Genomic DNA, 21,427 nt, shown 5'->3' with positions numbered 1-21,427 from the left:
TTGGCGTTCACACATGCGCTGGTTATAGGGCGGACATGATCGCCAATGCCTCGCGCGCGCCGCTGCGCCTCGCCGTTCTCGCCCTTGCCACCGCTGCCATGGGGCTGACTGCGGGCTGCGCCGGTGGCGGCAACAAGAAGAAGGACGTGGCCTATGTCGCGCGCGATGTGGATACGCTCTACACCGCCGCCAAGGATCGCCTCGATCGCGGCGATGCAAAGCAGGCCGCGGCCCTTTTCGATGAGGTCGAGCGTCAGCATCCCTATTCGCCGTGGGCGCGCCGTGCCCAGCTGATGAGCGCGTTCAGCTATTACGTCTCGCGTGATTATTCCAAGTCGGTGCAATCGGCGCAGCGTTTCCTGTCGATCCACCCCGGCAACAAGGACGCGCCATACGCCTATTATCTGATCGCGCTGTGCTATTACGAGCAGATCTCGGACGTGACCCGTGACCAGAAGATCACGCAGCAGGCGCTTACCGCGATGAACGAGCTGGTGCGCCGCTATCCGAATACCGATTATGCCGCCGATGCGCGCCTTAAGATTGACCTTATCAACGACCACCTTGCAGGCAAGGAAATGGAGATCGGCCGTCTTTACCAGCGCAGCGGCAAGTGGCTTGCCGGAACGCTGCGGTTCCGCACGGTTGCGGAGAAATACCAGACCACCAGCCACGCTCCCGAAGCCCTCTACCGTCTGGTCGAAAGCTACCTTTCGCTTGGCTTGCCGGCAGAAGCGCAGAAGGCGGCGGCTGTGCTTGGCGCGAACTACCCCGGCAGCAAGTGGTATGAGCGCGCCTACAATCTGATGAACAGATACGCGCCTGGAACAAAGGCTGCCTGATTTCGGCACTATCGTATCAATAGGCAGTCCTCACGCAATTGCGCTGCGGAATCAGTGGCTGACTTGATTCGGCGGGCCCTCAGTTCGATGGAATCCGCCGCGCGCTTGCCCGCTCCTTCGCCTCTTCGTAGCGCTGCTTGCGCGCTTCTGTTCTTTCAGCTCGCAAACGCTGGTTCGCGAGACAGCGATCACGATGTTGGGCAAGCGAGGCCAGACAGCGATCACGATATCTGGCACGCACCGGCGCATCGCAAACGGCGCGTGATTGCTGCTCATACTGTCGCTGGCAGCCTTCGCCGTCTGTCTGCGCAAAGGCAAATCCTGACAGCATTGTAGCCATGCATGCGGCGTGAAGGCAAACGTGCCTCGCAAATCGTCCTCGCATCGAACACCCCTTACTGTCATCTGTGACCAGGCACAAATACAACACAGTTGAGGCAGATCGGCTACAAGGCTTTCAACCTTTTCAGTTCAGAAGCCATAGACCAAAGTCAGCCGGCTGGTCGTATCGGTCCCAAGTCGTCCAAGTTCCGGTGAAGTTTCGTGTTGGATCATGTAGGAAAGCCGTGCCTTAAGCTTTCCGATCAGGCGCGAATCGAGTGCGGCCAAAGTATAGAACGTGCTGCCTTCGCCATCGACATAGGCGTTGGCATCCTGACTGAACTGAAGGGTCTCGCTCAACTTGATCTTGGCTTCCAGCGAGGCAAGGCCGGCGACAACGGATGTCCTTTCGGCCTGAACCGGCTCGGTCACGCGCCAGGTTGGCCCCGCCTTGATGCTCAGGCGGTTGTCCTTGCCATTGAGCAGGTTGTATCCAAGGCCACCTGAAAGGCTGTAGCGCGATGCAAAACCCTGAAAGCGGTCCTTCTCATATTGGCCCAGCCCGAAAACATAGCTTCGGTCGTTGAACTTGTAGTTCGGTTCGGCCGAGAAACGATACTGTTCACGCGTCACCAGACCGGCGGTTTCCTGATAATCGGCGCGGGCATTGGTCGCGACGCGCCAGTTTTCGCCTTCGACGCGCAGCTTGAATGCGCCCACCAGTCCTATGCCCGGTGCATTGCCGGTATTCACGAAGGCCCCGACTTCGCCTTCTCCCGTCCACTTGAGCGTCTCAGCCAGCGCTGGTCCCGCCGCTTGCGCAGCCGCATCCTGCCTATTCTCTGGCGCAGGAGCTGCTGCCGCAGCCGCAGGTGAGGAAGGCATGATCGCCGCTTGCCGAACTGCCGACCACTGCGCGACGTGCGCGTCGATCGCAGCTTCAAAATCGGGAAGCGCGCGCTTGGCAGTGCGGATGACGGCGTCGGCTTCTGCCTTGTCGGGCGAGGCAAGGGCCGTGTCGATCATCACAGCGACGGCATCCGGCAGGACGGACGCTGGTGCGAGTGCCTGAGGGGACGGTGCGGCCTGTGCAGCCTGTGCATGGGCGCAGGCTGGCCACGCCAAAAGCACAGTCGCGACAAGCACTGTCCGGACCAGCGGGGTATGTGCGGGGCAGGTAGGCGCGGGACAAGCGGTCGCAGGGAAAACGGGGGTAGGGCAGGCGGGAGCAGGGCAGGCGGGCATGAACGAAAAGTTCCGCTGAAATTGCAGGCGGGGGCGGGCATAAACGCGGCGCGTGCCAATCATTGCCGCCAAAGTGACAAGTTGCAAGAACCCTTGTGCATTGCAGTATTCCCAGTTCCAGATCCGCGGCGCAAGCCATCTTGGGCGCGCCACGGTATGAAACGGCAGCGGGGCCACGATTGATTGGCATCAGCCGTCAAAGCATTGATGAAGGCCGGAACAAGGAGGAGAGGGTCGTGGGTTTGAAGGCATTCTGGGATGAAAAGGTGGTTCCGCGCATCATCAAATGCGCTTGTGCATCGCCTGCGATCATGGAACTGCGCGCGGGCATTGTGCCGCAGGCGCAGGGACGGGTGTTCGAACTGGGTTGTGGTGGGGGTCTCAACCAGCAGTTCTATGATCCGGCGCGCGTAACCGGGTTTGCCGGGCTGGACCCTTCGGACAAGCTGCTTGACTATGCGCGCGAGGCCGCCGCGCGAAAGGGCTGGCAGGCTGATCTGCGGGCAGGCGTGGGTGAGGATATTCCCTTTCCCGACGAAAGTTTCGATACGGTGGTCTGCACCTACACGCTGTGTTCGGTAAACGATCCGGCCCAGGTCATGCGCGAACTGCATCGCATTCTCAAACCAAAGGGAACCTTGCTGTTCCTTGAACACGGTCTCAGCCCCGATGCAGGCGTCGCCAAGTGGCAGCGCCGGATCGAACCTGTTTGGGTTCCCCTGATGGGAGGGTGCCATCTGACTCGCCCTGTTACCGCGCCGGTGCTGCAACAGGGGTTCCAGCTTGAGGCACCAGGGCATCGATACATGCCGGGAATGCCGAAGTGGGCCGCGTGGATGGAATGGGGCAGCGCGGTGAAACGCGCCTGAAACCGGGCCAGCCAAGCAGGCGCTGCATCCGCTGAAACGAAGAAGGGGCCTTTGCCGGTTGTGCGGCAAAGGCCCCTTTTCATCTGGTGCGGATTGCGGCGGCTCAGGCGCCGAAAGTGCGCTGCCACCAGCCCCGGCGCGGTGCGGGCTGTTCTGCCGCCTCGGCAGCCGTGTCCTGCGGAGCAGGCGCTTCGGCCGAACTATCGGCGACCGGCTCCGCTGCGGCTTCGGCCGGTGCTTCCGCCGTCAGGGTTTCGGCAGGGGCTGCATCGGCGGCAACGGCTTCGACCTTCTTCTTGCGGGTGCGCTTGGGCTTTTCGGGTGCAGGCGCTGCCGGTTCGGCTGCGGCCTCGACAGCTTCGGCGGCCACCGGCTCTTCCGCTGCCGTCACTTTCTTGCGGCGGGTCCGCTTCGGCTTTTCGGCCACGGGTCCGGCCTCAGTCGCTGCATCGGCGGCTGTTGTGGCTTCATCGGCTACTGCGGGCGCGGCAGGCGCAGTCTCGGCCCCAGCCTCTTCCACAGCTTCTGCCACGGGTTCGGCCTTTTTCCGGCGGGTGCGCTTTGGCTTGGCCGCAGGCGCTATGGCCTCTGCTTCACCCTCTGCGGCCGCTTCCGCGGGAGCAGGAGCGGTGTCAGTGGCGCTGCCTTTCGGCTCATCCGAAGATGCCGCTTCCGGCCCGCCATCGGCCGCGTCTTCACCGGCGGAGACCTCCGCGGGTTCGCCAGCTTCTGAGATCGCAGCCTCGTTGTCGCGCGGGGTGCGCCGACGCCGACCACGCCGACGACGCTTGCGCGGCGTGCGATCATTCTCGTCCTCTGCACCCTGCTGATCCTGCCGGGTTTCGGCGCTTTCGCCGTCCTCGTCCGAAGCAGCATCATCGGCGCCATCTTCGTTGGCAGGCTGGGCTTCGCTTGCGGCGTCCTCGTCACGCCGGTCGTTCTTGCGACCCCTGCGGCGCTTGCGGCGCTTGCGGCGATCGCTGCGTTCCCCGTTCTCGTCGGCATTCTCGCCGCGCGGCGCACGCGCGCGCGATTCCTCTTCCTCGATTTCCTCGTCGAGGCTCTCGTCCACGACATCTTCGTCTTCCTCCGGCTCGATGATCGGTTCGAACCGGGGAACGAAGTCCGGCTTGGGCCCCCGCGAGGCCACGCGCATCTTCGCGCCCTCGTTCTCGCCTTCGGGGATCACTTCAACGGTAACGCCGTAGCGTTCCTCGATCTCGGTCAGATCGGCGCGCTTGGCATTGAGCACATAGATGGCCGCTTCCTGGCTGGCATAGAGCGACACGACATTGCCCTTGCCCTTGGCGGCCTCATCCTCGATCAGACGCAGCGCGGAGAGCCCGGCCGACGATGCGGTGCGGACCAGACCCGAACCATCGCAGTGCGGGCAGGCGCGGGTCGTGGCTTCAAGCACGCCGGTGCGCAGGCGCTGGCGGCTCATTTCCATCAGGCCGAAGCCGGAAATGCGGCCCACCTGGATGCGGGCGCGATCGTTCTTGAGCGCCTCCTTCATCGCCTTCTCGACCTTGCGGATGTTCGATCCGTATTCCATGTCGATGAAGTCGATGACTACAAGCCCGGCCATGTCGCGCAGGCGGAGCTGGCGGGCAATTTCGCGCGCGGCCTCAAGGTTGGTGGCAACCGCCGTTTGCTCGATCCCGTGCTCCTTGGTGGAGCGGCCGGAGTTGATGTCGATAGAGACGAGCGCCTCGGTCGGGTTGATGACCAGATAGCCGCCCGACTTGAGCTGGACCACCGGATCATACATCGCGGTAAGCTGGTCTTCGGCACCATATCGCTGGAACAGCGGCACCGGATCGGCATACTGCTTCACCCGCTTCGCGTGGCTCGGCATCAGCAGCTTCATGAAGTCCTTGGCGGCGCGATACCCCTGCTCGCCCTCGACCACGACTTCCTCGATCTCGCGGTTGTAGATGTCGCGGATCGCCCGCTTGATCAGGTCGGAATCCGAATGGATGAGCGCCGGGGCGACCGACTTCATCGTGCGTTCGCGGATCTCGTCCCAGAGACGGGCGAGGTAGTCGAAGTCGCGCTTGATCTCCGGCTTGGTGCGCTGCAAGCCTGCGGTGCGCACGATGCACGACATCGAGCGCGGCAGTTCGAGTTCGGCGATGATCGACTTGAGGCGCTTGCGGTCGGCGGACGAACTGATCTTGCGGCTGATACCGCCACCATGGCTCGAATTGGGCATGAGCACACAGTAGCGCCCGGCAAGACTGAGATAGGTGGTCAGCGCGGCACCCTTGTTGCCGCGTTCTTCCTTGACCACCTGCACCAGCAGAACCTGACGGCGCTGGATGACGTCCTGGATCTTGTAGCGACGGCGCAGTGCCATGCGCTTGGCGCGAAGCTCGTCGGCTTCCTTGCCCTGGCTGCGCCCCTGACGGCGACGACCCTGACGCCCGCGCGGACGCCCGCCCGTGCCATCTTCGCCTTCGCCGTCTTCGCCTTCCTCTGCGGAGCTGCCGGTATCTTCGGCGTCCTCGACGTCATGGTCGAAGCCGTTTTCGACGACGCCGCCTTCGATCGTGGCCACCTGATCCTTTTCGGACGTGTCGACCTCGGTGACGCCCTGTTCGGCATCATAGCCGTCGGCATCATAGCCATCGGCGTAATCGTCATCCTCCGCGTCCTCGGCGGCGCGAAGGGCGGCTTCTTCCTCGGCATGGGCCGCTTCTTCGGCCAGCAGTGCCTCGCGATCTTCCTTGGGGATCTGGTAATAGTCCGGGTGAATCTCGCTGAAGGCGAGGAACCCGTGACGGTTTCCGCCAAAATCGACAAAAGCTGCCTGTAGCGAGGGTTCTACCCGTGTTACCTTGGCGAGGTAGATATTGCCCTTGATCTGCTTGTGATCGGCAGATTCAAAGTCGAACTCTTCAATCCGGTTGCCCTTCAGCACCGCCACCCTGGTTTCTTCCTGGTGGCGCGCATCGATAAGCATGCGCGTGGTCATTATTCATTCTCCAGCCGCGCCGCCGCCGGGATTCCCCTGTCAGGCTGGCGCGGATCATGTGGTATGCGCAAACGATGCCGCGCCCGGCAAAGCCAGAGCGGGCAGTGTTCACGAATGCGGATTTGCCGGATCGGAGCCATGGGAAGCTGTGCGCATAGTGCGCGCCATTCCTGCGCTCGCCGTCCGGCGGCGGTTGGTGTGTGTCTGCTGTGATGACAATTCGCGGCGAATTGCGCGTGCCGTCAGGCGTCCAAGCCGCAACTGCCCCGGCGAGGCAGCTTGGCAGGAACGGAACACGGCTCATCATCAACGGCATCAACCTTGTGGTGCGGATTAAGGCGCCGCTTTGCCGCGGTCGCCCTGTCCACCTGTGCGGGGAGTGGTGAATCGGCAATCCCGTCCGGCATTGGGGATGCAAGCCATCCGGGAATACGTCCGGGACGCAAGCAAATGCTCAAACATGGCCGACGCCGACACGCCCCGGTAAAGGTTTGCTAGCACCGCAAATGCAAAGCGGCAATTAAAACAATCGTGCTGCAAGCCATTAACCATGCGGATCATTTCGCGCTGGACCACGCAGCAGCGTGCGGGGCATAGGCTGGCAGGGATGGGGCAAGGGCATGGATGATCTGGGGCTGATCGCTGCGGTTTTTGCTGCCCCGGTTGCGGCGGCTGCCGCCATGTGGGCGCTGTTTTCAACAGGTGTTGCCGATATCACGCCGCGCTACGTGGTGCGCATGGAACTGTCGCGGCGCACCGGCGAGATGCCGCTGCCTCCGATCGAAGGCCCGGCTGACACCAGCCGTCCGCTGGTCGTGATCGATGCCGGGCACGGCGGTCATGATCCGGGCGCCAGCGGTTCGGGCGGGGAACGGGAAAAGGATCTCACGCTTGCCATGGCAAGATCGCTGCGCGATGCCTTGCTGGCAACGGGACGCATTCGTGTGGCCCTTACCCGCAACGATGACAGGTTTCTGGTCTTGCAGGAACGCGCGCAGATCGCACGCAGGCTGGGCGCTGATCTTTTCGTGTCAGTCCATGCCGATGCGGCGGCGGTGCCCTCGGCGCGCGGGGCGACTGTCTATACGCTGTCCGACAAGGCATCGGACGCCGAAGCCGAAGCCATTGCCGCCCGCGAGAACCGCGCCGATGTCCTCAACGGCGTGCGTCTGGCCGATCAGGGCGAGGCGGTGACCTCGATTCTGGTCGATCTTTCGCGCCGCGAAACCCGCGCACGATCCTTGCGCTTTGGCGAACTGGTGGTGCGAGAGGCGGGCGAACGCATCCGGTTCCACGCCACGCCGCAGCGCGAGGCGGCGTTTGTCGTCCTCAAATCTCTGGACCTTCCCTCCGCGCTGGTCGAGGCGGGATACATCAGCAATGCCGATGATGCGCGGGCCATGGCCGATGCCGCGTGGAGACGCGCCTTTGCCAATGCCCTTGCCAGGGCCATCGGCATCTTTCTGGCCGAGGAACAGGCCGCGCCGATCGATCAGGTCGAGGCTGCTTCCAGCCCGACGGCACAGTAGTGAAAAAGGCTGCACCACTGCGGCGCGTGGCGTCCTTGCCGGGTTTGCCAGCTATGCGCCGCAAGATGCTGGCTTGCAGGCGCGAGGCCGTGCTAGAGGCGACGCATCATGGCTGATGACACATCCCGGCAATCGCGGTTTCGGCTCCTGCGTGGTGGCAGCAAGGCAAGTTGGCAGGCTTTGACCGGAGGCTTCCGGCAGCGTTGGCGGACTAGCCGCTGGTTCAGGCTGGGCGGCTACCTGATCGCCGGTTTCCTTGTCGCATGGCTGGTGCTGTGGGTCACGGTGGTGCGCACCCTGCCATCGGCGGAAAAGCTCCTTACCTATCAGCCGCCCCTGCCCACGATGGTGCGCGGCGTCGATGGCGAGATCGTATCGAGCTATGCCCGCGAACGGCGCGTGCAGTTGCGCTTCGTCGACTTTCCCAAGCCGATGATAAATGCCTTCCTTGCCGCCGAGGACAAGACCTTCTGGACCCATGGCGGCATAGATTATCTCGGCTTCGGCGCTGCGGTGATCGACTATGTGACCAAATACGGTTCGGGCGAACGTGCTCGCGGCGGATCGACCATTACCCAGCAGGTCGCCAAGAACATCCTGATCGGCGACGAATATTCGATTTCGCGCAAGCTCAAGGAAATCATCCTCGCCCGCCGGATCGAAGGCGTGCTGAACAAGGAGCAGATCCTCGAACTCTATCTGAACGAGATCCCGCTGGGGCGGCAGAGCTTTGGCGTGCAGGCCGCGGCGCGGGCCTATTTCGACAAGGACGTGGGCGATCTGCACCTTCACGAAGCCGCATTTCTGGCGATCCTGCCCAAGGCCCCGGAACGCTATGGACGCGCCAAGAACGAGCAGATGGCGCTCGATCGGCGCAACTGGGTGCTCGACCAGATGGTCCGCAATGGCTGGGCAAGCCCGCAGGAGGCGGCGCAGGCCAAGGCCATGCCGCTGGGCCTGAAGCCGCGCCGGGCGGAGAACTACACTGCCGATGCCGGATATTTCCTGGAGGAAGTGAGGCGGCAACTCATCGAGAAGTTCGGCGAGCAGGCCGAGGACGGCCCCAACAGTGTCTATGCGGGCGGGCTGTGGGTGCGCACCTCGCTCGATACGCAGATGCAGACCGCTGCGCAGAATGCCCTGCGCACCGCCTTGCTGCGCTATTCGGGCGGGCGCGGCTGGCACGGGCCGATCGCGCACATCAACCTTGATGACGACCGCTGGCAGACCGAACTCATCACAAGCAACATCGGAATCAACTATCAGAACTGGCGCATCGGCGTTCTGCTGAAACGAAGCGGATCCAGCGGAACGATCGGCTTTGCCGATGGCCGCACCGCGGCGATCGTCAATCTGCCCGATGCCATCCGCCCCGGCGACGTGACCGCCGCCGCGCCGGTCAGTGCCGATACCTATGCCGTGCGGGTGATCCCCGAAGTTTCGGGCGGGATGGTGGTGGAAGACCCGCGCAATGGCCGGGTGTTGGCGATGCAGGGCGGTTTCGATGCCCGCCTTGGTTCGTTCAACCGCGCAACGCAGGCCAATCGACAGCCGGGATCGACGATCAAGCCTTTTGTCTATGCCACCGCGCTCGACAACGGGATGACGCCGGCCTCGATGGTCGTGGATGGCACGTTCTGCGTCTATCAGGGCGCAGCGCTGGGCGAGAAGTGCTTCCGCAACTTCGGCAACGAGGGCGGTTCGGGCAGCCATACCATGCGCTGGGGGCTCGAACAGTCGCGTAACCTGATGACGGTCCGGGTCGCCAACGATGTGGGCATGGACAAGGTCGTGCGCACCATCAAGACCGTTGGGATTGGCGATTATCCGCCCTTCCTGTCAATGTCGCTGGGGGCTGGCGACACGACCGTGCTCAAGATGGTCAATGCCTATGCCGCGCTGGCCAACCACGGACGCCAGTATGCGCCCAGCGTGATCGACTATGTGCAGGATCGCAACGGCAAGGTGATCTGGCGTGCGGACACCCGCCGCTGCGAAGGCTGCACCATGGCGCAATGGGACGGCAAGCCCATGCCGCGCTTCCAGCCAGGGGGCAAGCAGGTGCTGGACCCGCGCACGGCCTATCAGGTGGTTCACATGCTCGAAGGCGTGGTCGTTCGCGGAACGGCAGTCACGCTGCGCGATCTCGGCCTGCCGCTTTTCGGCAAGACCGGGACGACCTCCGGGCCGACCAATGTCTGGTTTGTCGGCGGATCGCCCGATGTCATCGCCGGGGTCTATATCGGTTATGACCAGCCGCGAAGCCTTGGTGGCTATGCGCAGGGGGGCCGCATTGCCGCCCCGGTGTTCAAGCAGTTCGTGCAGGAAACCCGCGCGCGCTGGAAAAGCATTCCCTTCGAGGCTCCTGAAGGTATCCGAATGGTCAGGATCGACCGCGTTTCGGGCAAGCGGGTTTTCGGCGGAACGCCTGACAACAGCGTGGCCAAGGCTGCCATCATCTGGGAAGCGTTCAAGCCTGACACTGAGCCGCGGCGCACCGCCCGCGAAGGCGAGCTGACCGCCAAGCAGGCGGTGATCGACGCCATCAAGCGCGCCCGCGCCGCGCGCGGCATCGTGGATGGCGGCGATGATGCCGGACCGGCAGAGCAGGGCTTCCTTGAAGAGCAGGGTGGGATCTACTGATCGTCCGGACAGGCGCGCCGCGCCTTTCGGGCGTTCATGCCCTCAAAGGCATTGGCGCGGTGGTGATGGCTCTGGTATCGAATGCCCATGACCAGAACAGCATCGCTCCTCGCCGCAGCCGCCCTTGCCCTTGGCATTGCTGCCCCCGCCAGCGCCGAACTTGCCGCCGGGGCAAAGGCCCCGGTCTTTGTGGCCAAGGGAGCGCTTGCAGGCAAGCCGTTCACCTTCTCGCTTGCCGATGCCCTGAAGAAGGGTCCGGTGGTGCTATACTTCTATCCCAAGGCTTTCACGCAGGGCTGCACCCTCGAAGCCCACGCCTTTGCCGAAGCATCGGCCGATTTTGCCGCCGCCGGTGCCACCGTGATCGGCATGTCGAACGATGACATCGCCACCCTGCAGAAGTTTTCCACCGAAGCCTGCCGCGACAAGTTTGCCGTTGCGGCCGCTAGCCCCGAAGTCATCAAGGGCTACGATGTTGCCCTGAAGGCGGTCGGCATTCCTATCGGACTTACCAAGCGCACAAGCTATGTCATCGGGACCGATGGCAGGATCGTCATGGTCCATTCCGACATGGACTACCGCGATCATGTGAAGCTGACGCTGGCCGCCGTGCGCAAGCTGAAACCGGCGCGCTGATCCTCCCTTGCGGCATAGTTGGGCTTTACATGCCTGCCCGCTTCGCTAAGCGGCGCAGTCTGTTTGCTGTTTCATAGTTCCGGAGTTGGATCGCCATGCGTGCCGAAGGGCAGGCCCATATCGACCGCATCAATGCCGCGCTGACGCTGGTGCGCAAGTTCCTCGACTGGGAGCGCGCGGTGCGCCGTCTCGACGAGCTGAATGCCCGCGTCGAAGACCCCAGGCTCTGGGATGATCCCAAGATGGCCGAAGAGGTCATGCGCGAGAGGCGCAGGCTCGAAGCGGCAATCGGAACGGTCAACCAGATCAGCCAGGAAATGGCCGATGCCATCGAGTTCATCGAACTGGGCGAAGCCGAGGGCGATGAGGATACCGTGAACGAGGGGCTGGCAACGCTTGCCGCCCTTGCCGATCGCGCCGATCAGGACAAGGTCCAGGCACTTCTTGCGGGCGAGGCTGACGCCAACAACGCCTTCCTCGAAGTCCATGCGGGTGCAGGCGGCACCGAGAGCCAGGACTGGGCCGAAATGCTCCAGCGCATGTACACGCGCTGGGCCGAACGCCATGGCTACAAGGTTGATCTGGTGGATTATCACGCTGGCGAAGCGGCCGGCATCAAGAGCTGCACCCTGCTCATCAAGGGCGAGAATGCCTATGGTTATGCCAAGACCGAAAGCGGGGTTCACCGGCTCGTGCGGATCAGCCCCTACGACAGTTCGGCCCGGCGCCACACCTCGTTCAGTTCAGTCTGGGTCTATCCGGAGATCGACGACAACATAGAGGTGGAAATCAACCCTGCCGACCTGAAGATCGATACCTACCGCGCGTCTGGTGCGGGCGGGCAGCACGTGAACACCACCGATTCCGCCGTGCGCATCACGCACATTCCGACCGGCATCATCGTGGCAAGCCAGAACGACCGCAGCCAGCACAAGAACCGCGCGACAGCGATGGGGATGCTCAAGGCGAGGCTCTACGAAGCCGAACTCGCCAAGCGCGAGGCTGCGGCCAGCGGCGAATATGCGGCCAAGACCGAAATCGGCTGGGGACATCAGATCCGGTCCTATGTGCTGCAACCCTACCAGCAGGTGAAAGACCTTCGCACCGGTGTGGTATCCACCAACCCGAGCGAAGTTCTTGACGGTGCGCTTGATCCGTTCATGGCCGCCGCGCTTTCGCAGAAAGTTACCGGAGAGAAGGTTTCCGTAGAGGACGACGATTGATGGCACGGGCTTCGGCCCTTCTGACCACGGCCCTTGCGGCGTTTGTTCTTGCCTGTCAGCCGCAGCAGCAGGATGATCGGGCGGAAACCGCGCGCGCCTTTCCCAGAGCGGATCGCCCGGTTTCCGGTCTTGGCGCCAATGCCTTTTCGAACGAGCGGGACCGTGACGATCGCAACGAGGCCAACACCGTCATGGACCTCGCGGGGGTAAAGCCCGGCATGAGTGTTGCCGATATCGGTGCGGGTGAAGGCTATTACACCGTCCGTCTGTCGGAACGGGTGGGGCCGAAGGGGCGCGTTCTTGCGCAGGACATTGATGGCGACGCCCTGCGGCGGCTCGGTGCGCGCGTCGAGGCTGACCGGCGCGACAATGTCTCGATCAAGCCGGGCGCGGCGGACGATCCGCGCCTCCCGGATGCGAGCTTTGACCGCGTGTTCCTCGTCCACATGTATCACGAAGTGAGCGAGCCTTATGCCTTTCTCTGGCGGTTGTGGCCCTCGCTCAAGCCCGGCGGCAAGGTGGTGGTGGTCGATGTCGACCGGTCAACCGATCAGCACGGGATCCCGCCGCAATTGCTGATATGCGAGATGGAAGCAGTGGGCTTTCGTTTGGAGCAATTTCACCGTAAACCCGAAATTGCGGGTTATTATGCCCAGTTCACGGTCGCCAATGCGCGGCCGGAGCCGGGCGCGATCCGGCCTTGCCGCGTCGCTGTGGCAAAAGGGCAAGACGCGAAAGGCGCGTTGAAAGGAAATTGATGTCTGCGTTCAAGGGGTTGAAGCCGATTGTTTACGGCGGCCGTGAAGTCTGGCCGGTGGTAGAGGGCGGCAAGGGGGTTGCTGCAACCAATCACATGAGTTCCGGTGCGTGGGCCGCTGCTGGCGGCATTGGCACCGTGAGTGCGGTGAACGCTGACAGTTACGATGCCGAAGGCAAGATCATTCCGCAGGTCTATCATGCCCTCACGCGGCGGGAGCGCCACGAGGAACTGATCAAGTATGCGATCGACGGCGGCGTCGAACAGGTGAAGCGCGCCTACGAGATCGCGAACGGGCAGGGCGCCATCAACATCAACGTGCTGTGGGAAATGGGCGGGGCGCAGGCCGTGCTCGAAGGCGTGCTGGAAAGGACCAAGGGGCTAGTCACCGGTGTGACGTGCGGTGCGGGAATGCCCTACCGTCTGTCCGAGATTGCCGCGCGGTTCAATGTCAACTACCTGCCCATCGTCTCTTCGGGCCGGGCCTTCCGCGCGCTGTGGAAGCGTGCGTATCATAAGGTTTCGCACCTTCTGGCCGCTGTCGTCTATGAAGACCCGTGGCTGGCGGGCGGTCACAATGGCCTGTCGAACGCCGAAGATCCGAAGAAGCCGGAAGACCCCTATCCGCGCGTCAAGGCGCTGCGTGACGTGATGCGCGCCGAGGGCGTTGCCGATGACGTGCCGATCGTGATGGCCGGCGGCGTCTGGTTCCTGCGCGAATGGAACGACTGGATCGACAATCCGGAACTGGGAAGCATTGCCTTCCAGTTCGGCACCCGGCCGCTGCTGACGCAGGAAAGCCCGATCCCGCAGGCATGGAAGGACCACTTGCGCACGCTTGAGCCGGGCGACGTGCTGCTACACCGGTTCTCGCCCACGGGGTTCTACTCGTCGGCCGTGCGCAATCCTTTCCTGCGCGCGCTCGAAGCGCGCTCGGAACGGCAGATCCCCTATTCTCGCGTTGCGGCTGGAGAGCATACCGCGCAGCTTGACGTGGGCGTGCGCGGCAAGAACTTCTGGGTGACGCCCAACGATCTGGCCCGTGCGCGCGAATGGCACGCGGCGGGGTTCATCCATGCCCTGCGCACGCCGGATGATACGATGGTGTTCGTGACGACTGCCGAGCGTGAGGAAATCCAGCAGGACCAGAAGGACTGCATGGGCTGCCTCTCGCACTGCGGGTTCTCTTCGTGGAAGGACCACGATGATTACACCACCGGGCGTCTGGCCGATCCGCGCAGCTTCTGCATCCAGAAGACGCTTCAGGACATTGCCCATGGCGGAGACATCAACCAGAACCTGATGTTTGCAGGCCATGCGGCCTATCGCTTCAAGCAGGACCCGTTCTATTCCAACAACTTCACGCCCACCGTGAAGCAACTGGTGGACCGTATCCTGACCGGCGACTGAGCTGTTGCGATTGCGGATCGAACAGGGGCGGGCCGTTCAGACGACCCGCCCTTTTCAACTGGCGTCAGGCGCAGGAAACCGGTCAGTCCAGTTCCCACGCCCTTTCCCCGTGGCTTGAAATGTCCAGCCCGTCGCGTTCTTCGTCTTCGGTTACGCGCATCGGGATGACCATCGAGACCATCAGCGCGCAGATCACGGTGCCGAACGCGCTCCACAGGGCGACGATGCCCACCCCCGCAAGCTGCGCGACAAGCTGGCTGCCAAGGCCCATGCCTTCGGCATAGCCGGTGCCGCCAAGCATGGGCGAGATGAATACTGCCAGCAGCAAAGAGCCAAGCATCCCGCCAACCCCGTGCACTGCAAACACATCAAGCGAATCGTCGATTTCGAGCCGGTGCTTGATGAGGTGGATCATCGGGTAGCAGACCGCAGCCGCAAGTGCGCCGAAGATCATGGCAGCCCCCGGCGCGATGTAGCCTGCGGCGGGCGTGACCGTGGCAAGGCCCGCGATGGCCCCCGTGGCAAAACCGATCGAGGTGGACTTGCCGACCGACAGTTTTTCGATGAGGAGCCAGACCAGCGCCGCCACACTGGCAGCAAGGTGGGTGTTGATGATGGCCGATGCCGCATCGTCGTTGGCGGCCAGTGCCGATCCGCCATTGAAGCCGAACCAGCCCACCCACAGCAATGCCGCGCCCGCCATGGTCAGCGCCGGACTGTGCGGCAACATCAGCGTCCGGGGAAAACCGGCGCGCTTGCCCAGCAGCAGCGCCACGACCAGTGCCGAAACCCCTGCGGTGGTATGGACCACGATCCCGCCCGCGAAATCGAGCGTTCCGAACTTGGTCGAAAGCCAACCGCCACCCCAGATCCAGTGGGCCGCAGGGGCATAGACGATCAGGCCCCAAAGGGCGCAGAAGGCGACCACCCAGCCAAACCGGGCGCGATCGACCCAGGCACCGACCATGAGCGCGGGGGTGATGAGGGCAAAGCACATCTGGAACAGGGCGAAGGCGCTTTCCGGAATGGTGGTGCCTGCCCGAACATTGCCGATGTTCAGCAGCATCCACGCATTTCCGCTGCCAAGCCAGCCGCCAGATACGTCGCCGAAGGCTAGGGTGTAGCCGACGATGATCCACAGCACCGAGGCGAGGGCAGCAATCGCGCCGACCTGCACCAGAACCGCCAGAAAGCCCTTGGCGCGCACCAGACCGCCATAGAACAGCGTCAGTCCCGGCATGGCCATCATCAGCACGAAGGCCGAGGACACCAGTATCCACGCGGTATCGCCGGTATCGGCTGCATCCTCGACAGTGACCAGATCAGCCTGTGCGTGCGCCGCGACCGGCAGCAGCGCCAGAGCGAGTGCGAGACCTGCCTTCATGACATTGCGCATCAATCGTTCTCTCCCCGGCAGCGGTCAGGCACCTTGTGCGCCCCGCCCTTTCCCCTCGGCGGGGCATTAGAGGAACAGGACACACTTCCACAAGATCAGGCAGGAACGGCAGCTGTGCGAAAATGAACCGCAACGGGCGCAGCCGCCCTAAACCAGCCCTTCGAGCACCTGATCGGGCGGGCGGTGTCCATCGGCCCAGAAGCGGATGTTGGCCATGACCTTGTCGCCGGAGGCCAGCCTGCCCTCGAAAGTGGCGCTGCCCATGTGCGGCAGGATGGCCACGTTGTGGTGGGCAAGCAGGCGCGGGTCGACCTTGGGTTCATGCTCGAAAACGTCAAGACCTGCGCCGCCGATGCGCCCCTCGACAAGCGCTTCGATCAGGGCTTCTTCCTCGACGAGCTGACCGCGCGCCGTGTTGACCAGATAGGCTTGCGGCTTCATCAGCGCGATGCGGCGCCGATCGATGATGTGATGTGTTTCGGCAGATGCGGGGCAATGCAGGGTAAGAATATCGGCTTCGGCCACCAGATCATCGAGATCGGGAACGAAGCGTGCGCCGAACATCGTTTCCAGCGCTTCGGGCAGGCGGTGGCGGCTGTGATAGGCAATGTTCAGCCCGAAAGCCCGCGCGCGGTGCGCCACGGCCTGTCCGATCCGCCCCATGCCGAGAATGCCCAGCGTCTTGCCGGAAAGCCTGTGTCCCAGCATGGTCGATGGTGCCCAGCCTTCCCACTTGCCTGCCCGCAGAATGCGTCCGCCATGATTGAGACGACGGCTGACCGAGATGATGAGCGCGATCGTCATGTCGGCGGTATCGTCGGTGAAGACTCCCGGCGTATTCGTCACGATGATCCTGCGGGCGCGGGCGGCGGCAAGATCGATATGTTCGGTGCCCGCGCCGAAATTGGCGATGAGACCAAGCTGCGGTCCGGCGCTGGCGATGAGATCGGCATCGATCCGGTCGGTTACGGTGGGGACAAGCACATGCGCGCTCTGCATCGCCTCGATCAGGGCATCGCGCGAGAGCGGACGGTCTTCGGCATTGAACCGCGCGTCGAACAGTTCGGTCATGCGCGCTTCGGTTTCGGCAAGGAGCTTGCGCGTGACGACCACGCGGGGCTTGCCTTCCACGCGGCGGGTCGGGCGATAATCGGCAGAACTGGGCATGGCGTGAAGCTAGGCGCGCTTGAGGCGAACGGTCAAGCCGATGCATCGGGCTTTGCGGTGGACAGGCCGTGCATCCCCGTTGCCCTTTGCGCACAATTTTGCAACTTGCCCGGCATGAACGAGTCCGATCCAAACAATGGCGCGCAAGGCAAGATCCGATCTCGCCTGCGGCTGATTGCGGCGCTTTGTCTGGCGGCGGGGCTGCCTGCGATGATTGTCCTGCCGGCGGCTCCGCTAGCCGCGCAGGGGGCTGCCGACGAAGTGCCCTACTGGGCCTCTACCGCCAAGGACAAGGTCAACATGCGCGTGGGTCCGGGCCGCGAATACCGGATCAACTGGACATATGTGCGCAAGGGCGTGCCGCTTAAGGTGCTTCGCCTGATCGGTGGCTGGCGTCTGGTCGAAGACCCTGATGGCGCGCGCGGGTGGGTGCTTGCACAGTTCCTGACGCGCGACCGCGCCGGGATCGTCAGGGGCGCGCCGGCGCCGATGTTCGAGAAGAAAGACGGATCGGGCCGACTGCTGTGGCGGGCTGCTCCCGGTGTGATCGGCACGATCGATACCTGCGCCGATGGCTGGTGCGCGTTCGATGTGGACGGGCGCAAGGGCTATGTCCGCGCCACCGGCGTCTGGGGCGCGGACAAGCCTTAATCCTGGTCAGATTTCAGCGGCTATTTTCAGCGGCAGTCAGACGAGTTCGACCGCCAGCGCCGTTGCCTCGCCGCCGCCGATGCACAGGCTCGCGACGCCCTTGCTTTTGCCGTGCTTCTTCAGCGCCGCCAGCAGGGTGGTAACGATGCGCGTGCCCGACGCGCCGATGGGGTGGCCAAGCGCCGTTGCCCCGCCGTTGACGTTGATTTTTTCGTGGCCGATGCCGAGATCCTGCATCGCGAACATGGCGACGCAGGCGAAGGCTTCGTTCACTTCGAACAGGTCGACATCGTCGATGGACCAGCCTGCCTTTTCCAGAACCTTGTTGATCGCGCCCACCGGAGCCGTGGTGAAGTCCTTCGGCTCCTGTGCATGGGCGGCAAGCGCCACGATCCGGGCGACCGGGCTGAGACCTGCCGCCTTCGCCACGCTTTCCCGCGTCAGGACCACGGCTGCCGCGCCGTCCGAAATGGACGATGATGTCGCAGCGGTAATGGTGCCGTCCTTGGCGAAGGCGGGCTTGAGCGACGGGATCTTGTCGGGGCGGCCCTTGGCCGGGGCTTCGTCAGTATCGACGATCACTTCGCCGCTGCGGGTCTTGACCGTAACGGGGGCGATTTCGTCAGCGAACGAGCCGTCAGCCACGGCCGTCTGCGCACGGCGGAGCGATTCGATGGCATAGGCATCCTGCTGTTCGCGCGTGAGCTGATAGGCATTTGCGGTGTCCTGCGCGAAGGTGCCCATGGCGCGCCCGGCATCGTAGGCATCCTCAAGCCCGTCGAGGAACATGTGGTCGTAGGCCGTGTCATGGCCGATGCGCGCGCCTGAGCGATGCTTTTTCAGGAGATAGGGCGCGTTGGTCATCGATTCCATGCCGCCCGCCACGATCAGATCGACACTGCCCGCAGCGAGGGCTTCTGCGCCCATGATGATCGTCTGCATGCCCGATCCGCAGACCTTGTTGACCGTGGTGGCCTCGACCGACTTGGGCAGACCAGCCTTGATCGCGGCCTGACGGGCGGGGGCCTGACCAAGTCCAGCAGGAAGGACGCAGCCCATGTAGATGCGCTCGATGCTGTCGGGGGCGACGCCTGCGCGCTCGACCGCAGCCTTTACCGCGGTTGCGCCAAGTTCGGTGGCCGCGACATCTGCCAATGCGCCTTGCATCGAACCCATCGGCGTGCGGGCATAGGAAAGGATGACGATGGGATCGGCGGAGGAGAACTGTGCCATGGCTTGACGGCCTCTTGTTTTTCGGCCCCATGTCGCGGGGCACCGGGTTGCGGCTCCCTATCTAGTGCTGCACTGCAGCGAAAGCAAATCGGGCAAAGGGCCCATGATGACAGAACTGACAGGCATCGCGGATGCGACGGTTACGCTCCTGCCGCTCTGGACGGTGGTTGCCGCGGCTGCGGTGCTGGGCGCCATCATTGGCAGTTTCCTTGGCGCTGCGCTGGTCCGCCTGCCGATGGGCAGATCGGTCGTCGTTGGACGATCCGCCTGTGACGGCTGCGGCCGCACGCTTTCGGTGTGGGAACTCGTCCCTGTGCTGTCGTTCGCCGTGCTCAGGGGAAAGTGCCGGACCTGCGATGCTCGTATCGGCGGCTGGCAGATTGCCTGCGAACTGGGCGGGGCGGGCGTGGCGGTGGGCGCGGTCGCCTTTGCGGCAGAGGACGGGGTGCTGGCCGCGATGCTGCTGGGCTGGCAGCTTCTTCTGCTCGGCCTTCTCGATCTCAGGCACCTGTGGCTGCCGCGCGTGCTTACGGGACTGCTGGCGCTGAGCGGCCTTGCGGTTGCAGCCGCGCGTGCGTGGTTCGCACAGGGCATTGCGCCATTGGTGCATGCCGCCGCAGGCGGGATACTCGGCTTTGCGCTTCTCTGGCTGATTGCGCGTGCCTATGAACGGGTCCGCGGGCGGACCGGCATGGGGGCGGGCGATCCGCCGCTGCTTGGTGCGATCGGCTTGTGGCTGGGGCCGCTTGGCGTGGTCCAGACCATGCTGGGGGCGAGCGTTGCGGGGCTGCTTGCGGCTATTGTCATGCTTGTCAGCAAACGTAGTATCGCTTCCGACACGGCCCTGCCGCTGGGAACCTGCCTTGCCGTTACGGCATGGCCGCTGTTCCTGATGCAGGGGGCTGGATAACGCGATTCGCCGGGGGAGATGAAGATGTTCAGGGAAACCATCCGCGACGATATGGTCGAGGTTCTGCACCGCCAGCGCGCGGCCTTTACCGCCGCACGGCCAGAGCCTCTGTCCGTGAGGCAGGACCGGCTTGAACGCTGCGCTCTGATGATGCTGGAGAACGGTGAGGCTTTTGCCAGAACGATGAGCGCCGATTTCGGCCACCGCAGCCATGAACAGTCGATGCTGACCGACATCATGCCCTCGCTCAGCCTCATCCGTTATTCGCAAAAGCGGATGAAGGCATGGGCCAAGCCTGAAAAGCGGCATGTCAACTTTCCGTTGGGCCTTCTGGGGGCAAAGGCCGAAGTGCGTTATGAGCCCAAGGGGGTGATCGGAATCGTTGCGCCGTGGAACTTCCCCGTGGGACTGACCATGGGGCCGCTGGCGCAGGCGTTTGCCGCCGGAAACCGGGCGATGGTCAAGCCGAGCGAGTTCACCGAGCGCACCTCCGAACTGATGGCCGAACTGTTCCCAAGGTATTTCGGCGCGGACGAGGTGGCAGTGGTGCTGGGCGGGCCGAGGACCGGGCAGGATTTCTGTTCGCTGCCGTTCGATCATCTCCTGTTCACCGGGGCAACATCGATCGGCAAGCACGTGCTTCATGCCGCCGCCGACAATCTTGTGCCGGTCACGCTGGAACTGGGCGGGAAATCGCCCACGGTGCTGGGCCGCAGTGCGGATGTGGCGCGGGCGGCTGAACGCATCGCGTTGGGCAAGATGATGAATGCAGGGCAGATCTGCCTTGCCCCCGATTACATGCTCGTGCCTGAAGACATGGAAGGCAAGGCCATCGGCGCGGTGCAGGAAAGCGTCGCCCGCATGTATCCCACCCTGCTGGCGAACGACGACTACACCTCGGTCATCAATCGGCGCCACCGTGACCGCCTGACCGGGCTGGTGGAGGATGCCGTGGCCAAGGGGGCCGAAGCCATCGTCGTCAATCCCGGCAACGAGAACTTCGAGGGATCGAACGGCAACAAGCTGCCGCTGACGATCCTGCGCAACGTGAACGACGACATGAAGGTGATGCAGGACGAGATTTTCGGGCCTGTCCTGCCTGTAAAGACCTATCGCGCGATCGATGAGGCCATCGATTACATCAACGCCCATGACCGGCCGCTGGGGCTTTACTATTTCGGCGAGGACGAGGCCGAGCGCGAGCGCGTGCTGACCCGGACCATTTCGGGCGGGGTGACGGTCAACGATGTTATTTTTCATGTCTCGGCCGATGATCTTCCGTTTGGCGGCGTGGGGCCATCGGGCATGGGCAGCTACCATGGCGTCGAAGGCTTCCGCACATTCAGCCATGCGCGTGCGGTTTATCGCCAGCCGAAGCTCGACCTTGCCCGGATTGCGGGCCTCAAGCCGCCTTATGGCGCGGCCACGCAACGCACGCTGAAGATGCAGCTGAAATAGAGTGATGCCAGGGGCGCGGTTCCCGCCGCGAACCGCGCCGCCGCCGTGCGAGGCTTCGGAAAAAGGGCGGTCAAATCGGCTCATAGTGCAGTGCACACCACTTGCGCGATGGCGATGTCGGGACTAGGGCGCTGGCGATACCAGCAGCTACGCGAGTCAG

The 21,427-nt window shown here is 63.6% G+C and carries 16 protein-coding genes; 11 read left to right on the top strand and 5 right to left on the bottom strand.

Annotated features, from left to right (window positions below; translation table 11 throughout):
* Nucleotides 1-35 precede the first annotated feature (35 nt).
* Nucleotides 36-842, top strand: a complete 807-nt coding sequence (locus DKM43_RS08010; protein WP_109797882.1) for an outer membrane protein assembly factor BamD — start codon at nucleotides 36-38, stop codon at nucleotides 840-842.
* Nucleotides 843-1,313: 471 nt separating this feature from the next.
* On the opposite strand, the gene DKM43_RS08005 is transcribed toward DKM43_RS08010, so the two are convergent.
* The gene (locus DKM43_RS08005) at nucleotides 1,314-2,189 is read right to left on the bottom strand and encodes a DUF481 domain-containing protein (RefSeq protein ID WP_109797881.1); all 876 of its coding nucleotides are present in this window, start codon (nucleotides 2,187-2,189) and stop codon (nucleotides 1,314-1,316) included.
* A gap of 455 nt (nucleotides 2,190-2,644) precedes the next feature.
* Between DKM43_RS08005 and DKM43_RS08000 the strand changes: the two genes are divergently transcribed.
* The gene (locus tag DKM43_RS08000) at nucleotides 2,645-3,277 is read left to right on the top strand and encodes a class I SAM-dependent methyltransferase (RefSeq protein WP_109798081.1); all 633 of its coding nucleotides are present in this window, start codon (nucleotides 2,645-2,647) and stop codon (nucleotides 3,275-3,277) included.
* 103 nt (nucleotides 3,278-3,380) lie between these two features.
* Here the strand turns inward: DKM43_RS08000 and DKM43_RS07995 are convergent, their stop codons facing one another.
* Nucleotides 3,381-6,254, bottom strand: a complete 2,874-nt coding sequence (locus DKM43_RS07995; protein WP_109797880.1) for an Rne/Rng family ribonuclease — start codon at nucleotides 6,252-6,254, stop codon at nucleotides 3,381-3,383.
* A gap of 620 nt (nucleotides 6,255-6,874) precedes the next feature.
* Between DKM43_RS07995 and DKM43_RS07990 the strand changes: the two genes are divergently transcribed.
* From DKM43_RS07990 to DKM43_RS07965, 6 genes are all read left to right on the top strand, one after another.
* Nucleotides 6,875-7,783: an N-acetylmuramoyl-L-alanine amidase family protein gene (locus tag DKM43_RS07990; RefSeq protein WP_109798080.1), complete on the top strand. Its 909-nt coding sequence runs from the start codon at nucleotides 6,875-6,877 to the stop codon at nucleotides 7,781-7,783.
* Nucleotides 7,784-7,891: 108 nt separating this feature from the next.
* Nucleotides 7,892-10,426: a penicillin-binding protein 1A gene (locus DKM43_RS07985; RefSeq protein ID WP_109797879.1), complete on the top strand. Its 2,535-nt coding sequence runs from the start codon at nucleotides 7,892-7,894 to the stop codon at nucleotides 10,424-10,426.
* 87 nt (nucleotides 10,427-10,513) lie between these two features.
* Nucleotides 10,514-11,062 (top strand): peroxiredoxin, encoded by a 549-nt coding sequence (locus tag DKM43_RS07980; protein ID WP_109797878.1) that lies wholly within the window; start codon nucleotides 10,514-10,516, stop codon nucleotides 11,060-11,062.
* A gap of 95 nt (nucleotides 11,063-11,157) precedes the next feature.
* The gene (prfB, locus tag DKM43_RS07975) at nucleotides 11,158-12,285 is read left to right on the top strand and encodes a peptide chain release factor 2 (protein ID WP_109797877.1); all 1,128 of its coding nucleotides are present in this window, start codon (nucleotides 11,158-11,160) and stop codon (nucleotides 12,283-12,285) included.
* Nucleotides 12,285-13,043: a class I SAM-dependent methyltransferase gene (locus tag DKM43_RS07970; RefSeq protein ID WP_109797876.1), complete on the top strand. Its 759-nt coding sequence runs from the start codon at nucleotides 12,285-12,287 to the stop codon at nucleotides 13,041-13,043. The genes prfB and DKM43_RS07970 overlap by 1 nt, the downstream gene beginning before the upstream one ends.
* Nucleotides 13,043-14,452: an NAD(P)H-dependent flavin oxidoreductase gene (locus DKM43_RS07965; RefSeq protein WP_109797875.1), complete on the top strand. Its 1,410-nt coding sequence runs from the start codon at nucleotides 13,043-13,045 to the stop codon at nucleotides 14,450-14,452. Before DKM43_RS07970 ends, DKM43_RS07965 begins: the two co-directional genes overlap by 1 nt.
* A gap of 82 nt (nucleotides 14,453-14,534) precedes the next feature.
* On the opposite strand, the gene DKM43_RS07960 is transcribed toward DKM43_RS07965, so the two are convergent.
* Both DKM43_RS07960 and DKM43_RS07955 read right to left on the bottom strand, forming a co-directional pair.
* Nucleotides 14,535-15,848 (bottom strand): ammonium transporter, encoded by a 1,314-nt coding sequence (locus DKM43_RS07960; protein WP_109797874.1) that lies wholly within the window; start codon nucleotides 15,846-15,848, stop codon nucleotides 14,535-14,537.
* Between the two features lie 147 nt (nucleotides 15,849-15,995).
* On the bottom strand, nucleotides 15,996-17,015 hold the full coding sequence (locus DKM43_RS07955) for a 2-hydroxyacid dehydrogenase (protein ID WP_109797873.1): 1,020 nt from the start codon (nucleotides 17,013-17,015) through the stop codon (nucleotides 15,996-15,998).
* A 114-nt stretch (nucleotides 17,016-17,129) separates the two neighbouring features.
* Here DKM43_RS07955 and DKM43_RS07950 point away from each other — a divergent pair, with 114 nt between their 5' ends.
* The gene (locus DKM43_RS07950; RefSeq protein WP_109797872.1) at nucleotides 17,130-17,666 is read left to right on the top strand and encodes an SH3 domain-containing protein; all 537 of its coding nucleotides are present in this window, start codon (nucleotides 17,130-17,132) and stop codon (nucleotides 17,664-17,666) included.
* A 36-nt stretch (nucleotides 17,667-17,702) separates the two neighbouring features.
* Here the strand turns inward: DKM43_RS07950 and DKM43_RS07945 are convergent, their stop codons facing one another.
* Nucleotides 17,703-18,899, bottom strand: a complete 1,197-nt coding sequence (locus tag DKM43_RS07945; RefSeq protein WP_109797871.1) for an acetyl-CoA C-acyltransferase — start codon at nucleotides 18,897-18,899, stop codon at nucleotides 17,703-17,705.
* 103 nt (nucleotides 18,900-19,002) lie between these two features.
* Between DKM43_RS07945 and DKM43_RS07940 the strand changes: the two genes are divergently transcribed.
* On the top strand, nucleotides 19,003-19,809 hold the full coding sequence (locus tag DKM43_RS07940; RefSeq protein WP_236632444.1) for a prepilin peptidase: 807 nt from the start codon (nucleotides 19,003-19,005) through the stop codon (nucleotides 19,807-19,809).
* Between the two features lie 18 nt (nucleotides 19,810-19,827).
* The gene (locus DKM43_RS07935; protein ID WP_236632443.1) at nucleotides 19,828-21,267 is read left to right on the top strand and encodes a coniferyl aldehyde dehydrogenase; all 1,440 of its coding nucleotides are present in this window, start codon (nucleotides 19,828-19,830) and stop codon (nucleotides 21,265-21,267) included.
* The last annotated feature ends 160 nt before the right edge of the window (nucleotides 21,268-21,427 follow it).

This window comes from Novosphingobium meiothermophilum, from assembly GCF_003171715.1.
GTDB lineage: Bacteria > Pseudomonadota > Alphaproteobacteria > Sphingomonadales > Sphingomonadaceae > Novosphingobium > Novosphingobium meiothermophilum.
This window is presented reverse-complemented; position numbering and strand designations above follow the sequence as displayed.

What these genes read in the sequence shown, in the direction of transcription:
- DKM43_RS08010 (WP_109797882.1), top strand. Translation starts at nt 36, where the DNA reads ATGATCGCCAATGCCTCGCGCGCGCCGCTGCGCCTCGCCGTTCTCGCC.
- DKM43_RS08005 (WP_109797881.1), bottom strand. Translation starts at nt 2,189, where the DNA reads ATGATCGACACGGCCCTTGCCTCGCCCGACAAGGCAGAAGCCGACGCC.
- DKM43_RS07995 (WP_109797880.1), bottom strand. Translation starts at nt 6,254, where the DNA reads ATGACCACGCGCATGCTTATCGATGCGCGCCACCAGGAAGAAACCAGG.
- DKM43_RS07990 (WP_109798080.1), top strand. Translation starts at nt 6,875, where the DNA reads ATGGATGATCTGGGGCTGATCGCTGCGGTTTTTGCTGCCCCGGTTGCG.
- DKM43_RS07985 (WP_109797879.1), top strand. Translation starts at nt 7,892, where the DNA reads ATGGCTGATGACACATCCCGGCAATCGCGGTTTCGGCTCCTGCGTGGT.
- DKM43_RS07980 (WP_109797878.1), top strand. Translation starts at nt 10,514, where the DNA reads ATGACCAGAACAGCATCGCTCCTCGCCGCAGCCGCCCTTGCCCTTGGC.
- prfB (WP_109797877.1), top strand. Translation starts at nt 11,158, where the DNA reads ATGCGTGCCGAAGGGCAGGCCCATATCGACCGCATCAATGCCGCGCTG.
- DKM43_RS07970 (WP_109797876.1), top strand. Translation starts at nt 12,285, where the DNA reads ATGGCACGGGCTTCGGCCCTTCTGACCACGGCCCTTGCGGCGTTTGTT.
- DKM43_RS07965 (WP_109797875.1), top strand. Translation starts at nt 13,043, where the DNA reads ATGTCTGCGTTCAAGGGGTTGAAGCCGATTGTTTACGGCGGCCGTGAA.
- DKM43_RS07960 (WP_109797874.1), bottom strand. Translation starts at nt 15,848, where the DNA reads ATGCGCAATGTCATGAAGGCAGGTCTCGCACTCGCTCTGGCGCTGCTG.
- DKM43_RS07955 (WP_109797873.1), bottom strand. Translation starts at nt 17,015, where the DNA reads ATGCCCAGTTCTGCCGATTATCGCCCGACCCGCCGCGTGGAAGGCAAG.
- DKM43_RS07950 (WP_109797872.1), top strand. Translation starts at nt 17,130, where the DNA reads ATGAACGAGTCCGATCCAAACAATGGCGCGCAAGGCAAGATCCGATCT.
- DKM43_RS07945 (WP_109797871.1), bottom strand. Translation starts at nt 18,899, where the DNA reads ATGGCACAGTTCTCCTCCGCCGATCCCATCGTCATCCTTTCCTATGCC.
- DKM43_RS07940 (WP_236632444.1), top strand. Translation starts at nt 19,003, where the DNA reads ATGATGACAGAACTGACAGGCATCGCGGATGCGACGGTTACGCTCCTG.
- DKM43_RS07935 (WP_236632443.1), top strand. Translation starts at nt 19,828, where the DNA reads ATGAAGATGTTCAGGGAAACCATCCGCGACGATATGGTCGAGGTTCTG.